A 3960-nucleotide genomic window follows, 5' to 3' on the forward strand; every position below is an offset into this window, starting at 1 on the left:
TTCACGGGGGCGCGCATCGTCGAGATGGACCTGCGCGAGCGCCTCCTCACCCGCGCGCTGGCGCTTCCGGCCGCGTGGCACGCAAGGACGCGGACCGGCGAGCTCATGGCCCTGGCCACGAACGACCTGATGGCGGTGCGCATGGCGCTTGCCATGGGGCCGGTGACGGTCTTTGACTCGACCGTTTTCGTCATCGTGGCACTGGTGGCACAGGCGAGCATCGACTGGCGCCTCACCGTCTTCACCACCCTGCCGTTCATCGTGCTCGGTCTTGTTCTGCGGCTCTCGCTTCGCAACATGTATGCGCGGTCGACGGTGGTTCAGGAAGCGTTCGAGCGGCTCACCGAAAAGGTGAGGGAGAGCCTCAGCGGCATGCGGGTGCTTCGCGGTCATGCCCAGGAGGAAGGCGACGTTGCTGATTTCGAGCGCTTCAGCACGGCGTGCGTCGACGCGCAGATGGCGTCGGTGCGCGTAGATGCCGTGTTCAACCCGTCGGTCATGGCGCTCACCGGACTGAGCACGGCCATCCTGCTCGGGGTGGGGGGCACGCAGGTCGTCGAAGGGCAGATGTCGCTGGGCGCGTTCACTGCGTTCAGTGCCTATCTCGGCCTGATGTCGTGGCCCATGATCGCCGCAGGATGGACGCTCTCACTGATGGGGCGCGGGACGGCCTCGATGGAACGGGTCATGGATCTGCTCGACCGCGAGCCGGAGCCGGACATCGCAGGGCAGATGCCAGTCATCGCAGGTACCATCGAGGCTCGCGATCTCAGCTTCGCCTATCCCGGCAATGAGCGGAAGGCACTCGATCGCGTGTCGTTTCGCGTCGCGCCGGGGGGGACCCTCGGCATCGTGGGCGAGGTGGGGAGTGGCAAGAGCACCCTGGCCGCGCTCCTGCTACGGGTCTATGCGCCTCCGGCGGGCAGCCTTCGCATCGATGGAATCGACGTGAATGACATCGATCTGGCCCACCTGCGACGTCACGTCTCGATGGTCTCGCAGGAGGCCTTCCTGTTCAGCGAGTCCATCGCCGACAACCTGCGCCTCGGGGCGCCCGACGCCTCAGACGAGCGACTCATCGAGGCGTGCCGTCTTGCTGCGGTGCACGACGAGATCACTGAGTTCCCGGAGGGCTACGAGACGCTGCTCGGCGAGCGGGGCATCACGCTCTCTGGTGGTCAGAAGCAGCGGGTCTGCCTGGCGCGAGCGCTGCTCAAGACCGCGCCCATCCTGGTTCTCGACGACACCCTCTCTGCCGTCGATGCCGACACCGAGGCGCGCATCTTGTGCGAGCTCGAGCGGGAGCGTCGCGAAGGGCGACGCACCTCGGTGATCATCGCCCATCGTGTCAGCGCTGTGCGCGACGCCGACTGCATCGTTGTCCTGCGAGACGGATCGGTGGTGGAGCAGGGCACGCACGCGGAGCTGATTGCGCGTGGCGGGGCGTACGCCGAGCTGCACGCGCTGCAGCAGCTCGAGGGCGAGTCAGCATCACGCGCGACCTCGATGCAGGAGGAGGTGCAGCAGCCGTGAGCCGGCGCAAGACGGCCTTCGAGGAGGAACGCCTCGGGGCATTCGACATGCTCGGGCTGCTGCGGCGCGTGATCACGTTCGCGCACGGGCAGGGTGGCCTGCTCACCCTCTGTCTTCTCGGAACCCTTGTCCTGTCCGGTGCGCAGGCGTGCGCACCGCTGCTCGTGCGCGCCGCCGTCGACGGCTTCATGGACCCGTCTGCAGCGTCACCGCCTGACGTGGCACTCCGGGTTCGAGGCGTGACGTGGCTCGCCGCGGCCTACGTCGGGCTGCTCGCGCTGACGCTGATCGTCTCGTACGCCATCATCATCGGGCTCAATCTCGTAGGTCAGCGCGTGGTCAAACGTCTGCGCACGGCGGTGTGGACCCATCTCCATCGGCTCCCCATCCGCTACTTCGATCTCAATCCCGTGGGACGGCTCGTCACCCGAGTGGCCAACGACACCAATGCCATCGCGGAGCTGTTCACCTCGGTGCTCACCAGTGGATTGAGCGACGCGCTCACGTTCGTGGGGGTCAGCGTCATCCTGCTGCGGCTCGACGCTGCGCTGGCGCTGCGGGTGATGGGGCTGTTCATTCCCCTCGCTGCGCTCGTGATGTGGTTCAAGACGGTGTCTCAGCCGCTGCAGCGGCGCATCCGCGAGCTGCTGGCGCGGGTGAACGCCTTCTTCCAGGAGAACGTGCAGGGCATTGCCGTGGTGAAGTCGTTCACCGCGCAGGCCCGCCAGATCGAGCGGTTCCATCAGCTGAATGCGGAGACCTATCGCACCGAGATGCGCAACGTGCATGTGTTCGCGGTCTTTCGTCCGTTGGTGAGCGCGTGCTCGACCCTCGGGCTGGCCATCGTGCTCTGGCAGGGTGGGGCCGCCGTGCTCGATGGGCGACTCAGCCTGGGCACGCTCGTGGCCTTTCTCATGTACGTGCGCATGCTGTTCGCGCCGGTTGACGACCTGGCCGAGAAGTTCAACGTGATGCAGTCGGCGCTGGTGGCGTCAGAGCGGCTGCTGCGCATCCTCGACACGGCGCCGGAGCCGGCGCCCTCCCTCCCGGGGCCGTCCCGCGCTGAGGGTCGCATCCGCTTCGACCGCGTCTCGTTCTCGTATGACCCGGACAAGCCCGTGCTGCGTGACGTGTCGTTCGAGGTGGCGCCAGGCGAGATCGTGGCGCTCGTGGGCCCCACCGGTTCGGGCAAGAGCACCATCGCAGCGCTGCTGCTCGGGTTCTACCGCGTCGATCCGGACGGTGGAGGGCGCATCCTGCTTGATGACCGCCCCATCGACGAATGGGACGTACAGTCGCTGCGCCGACAGTTCGGCTTCGTGCAGCAGGAGCTCTTCCTCTTCTCCACCGATCTGCGCCGCAACATCACCCTGCATTCGCAGGTCCCAGATGACCGTCTCGCGCGGGCCATCGAGCTGAGCCAGGCCACTCGAGTGGCGGAGCGCTTCGAGGATGGGATAGACCACCCTGTTGAAGAGCGGGGGGCGTCGCTGTCGCAAGGGGAGCGCCAGCTGCTGTCGTTCGCTCGTGCCCTGGTCACCGATCCGCCCGTGCTGATCCTCGACGAGGCCACGGCCAGCATCGACAGCAAGACCGAGGCGCTCATCCAGACTGCCCTGCACCGCGCCATCGAGGGCCGCACCGCCCTCATCATCGCCCATCGGCTGTCGACCGTGCAGGAGGCCGATCGGGTGATCGTGCTGCGCAAGGGGCAGATCGTCGAGCAGGGCTCCCACGCCGTGCTGATGGCGGCCAACGGGCTCTATGCCCACATGTTCCGAACCCAGATGACCGACGCGCACTGACGCGGGGGCGTTTCAGCGAGACTCCTGCAGCGGGCCTTCGGTGGGAGAGGGCTCCGGCCCGAGATTGCGCTGGGGAGCCAGGGTCGGACCCGGGCGGGGGATGATCCGGAGCGCGACCCGAACCTCGACCTCGAACAGGCGCAGCCAGGGCAGCACGCATTCCGCGTGCGCCTGTTCGAGGGCAGCCCATCGGTGCAGTCCCGGCACCCATACCGAGTGCCCACGGAATCTCTTGTCAAAGAGACGTCGAGCATAGGCCAGCAGCTCGAGCCGGATCTTCAGCCCGACAGGGCCGAAGAGGTTGAGCAGCGGGTCGGCGTCGGCGGGCAGCCCTGCGGTTTCCGGCCGGAACCTCGCCCGCACCAGCGCCTGGTAGCGATAGTCGTCGACGAAGCGAGCCAGCAGAAAGGCCTGGTGGGTCTGCTCGCTGGCCAGCGCTCGCGACGCCGACCATCGATCACCGAAACGAGCAGCGAGGCTGTGGGCCACGGCCTGGGCGATGGCGGTTCCCAGCTTGTTGCTGGGGGTGTTCCAGGCGGCATACGCCTCGAGACGGGGGAGCGGCACCCGTGCCATCACCGCTTTGGCCAGGAACGGATCGGCCATGTTCACGAGGGCGAGA

General features: G+C 67.2%; 3 protein-coding genes. 2 read left to right on the plus strand and 1 reads right to left on the minus strand.

From position 1 onward, the window contains the following. Both EB084_21305 and EB084_21310 read left to right on the plus strand, forming a co-directional pair. A partial coding sequence (locus EB084_21305; GenBank protein NDD30802.1) for an ABC transporter ATP-binding protein occupies positions 1-1533 on the plus strand: 1533 nt, incomplete at its 5' end. Beyond that, positions 1530-3338, plus strand: a complete 1809-nt coding sequence (locus EB084_21310) for an ABC transporter ATP-binding protein (GenBank protein NDD30803.1) — start codon at positions 1530-1532, stop codon at positions 3336-3338. The genes EB084_21305 and EB084_21310, both read left to right, overlap by 4 nt. A gap of 12 nt (positions 3339-3350) precedes the next feature. Here EB084_21310 and EB084_21315 read toward each other — a convergent pair. Beyond that, on the minus strand, positions 3351-3960 hold a 610-nt coding region (locus tag EB084_21315; protein ID NDD30804.1), incomplete at its 5' end, for a DUF4127 family protein.

Source organism: Pseudomonadota bacterium, from assembly GCA_010028905.1.
Lineage (GTDB): Bacteria > Vulcanimicrobiota > Xenobia > RGZZ01 > RGZZ01 > RGZZ01.